This is a genomic window from Mesorhizobium sp. M5C.F.Ca.IN.020.32.2.1, assembly GCF_004023105.1.
GTDB lineage: Bacteria > Pseudomonadota > Alphaproteobacteria > Rhizobiales > Rhizobiaceae > Mesorhizobium > Mesorhizobium wenxiniae.
The window spans coordinates 1-781 of the sequence record NZ_RZSX01001472.1; the positions used below are offsets into that span (position 1 = coordinate 1).

Genomic DNA, 781 nt, shown 5'->3' on the forward strand with positions numbered 1-781 from the left:
GGCAGGATCATCTCGATCGGCAGCAATCTGGCGGAGCGTGTCACCGACACCAGCCTCAGCGCCTACTCGGCCAGCAAGGCGGCGTTGGTCGGCTTGACCAAGGCATTGGCGCGCGACCTCGGTTCGCGCGGCATCACCGCCAACGTCGTTCATCCTGGCTCGACCGATACCGATATGAACCCCGCCAGTGGCCCGCACGCCGAGCACCAGCGACAGAAGATGGCGACGCCCCGCTTCGGCAAGGCTGAAGAAATCGCCGGCATGGTCGCCTGGCTGGCAGGTCCCGAAGGGCGCTTCGTGACAGGCGCCGCACTGACTATCGACGGCGGCGCCAACGCCTGACCCGTGCACTATTTCCCTGGAACCGGAGCGGACCCAATTCGCTTTAGTTGTCACGGTTTGTGAAACTGTTCTGCAACAGGAGAGCCGAAATTTATGGAAGCTTAACGAAATCGGTATGAATCGATGTGGTCGCGTCTTACATCCCGCCGTGCGGTGGGCGAGACCGTCAAGCGATGCGGAACGGGAGCCGGTTGCAGCCGGAGCGGGTGATCCATGAAATTCCTCGGAAACAAAGCAACCGTGATGCCGCTTGCGGTTGTAACGGTAATGCTGACCTTCGGCGTGCCGCAGGCGGACGCGCAAGGGCTTTTCGAGAGGCTTTTCGGCGGTGGTATCAGGCGCGCGCCCCAAGGTGATTTCCCTCCGCCGCCGAAGCACAGACCGAAGCCGAAAGAATTCGCTGGTGGTGGCACCAGGATCAACAGCCCGTCCTACTACA

General features: G+C 61.7%; 1 protein-coding gene and 1 pseudogene. Both read left to right on the forward strand.

The annotated features are described in order from the left end of the window. On the forward strand, positions 1–342 hold a 342-nt coding region (locus EOA86_RS36860; protein WP_128345849.1), incomplete at its 5' end, for an SDR family oxidoreductase. A gap of 213 nt (positions 343–555) precedes the next feature. Further along, a pseudogene (locus tag EOA86_RS39780) lies at positions 556–781 on the forward strand (hypothetical protein); the annotation flags it as partial.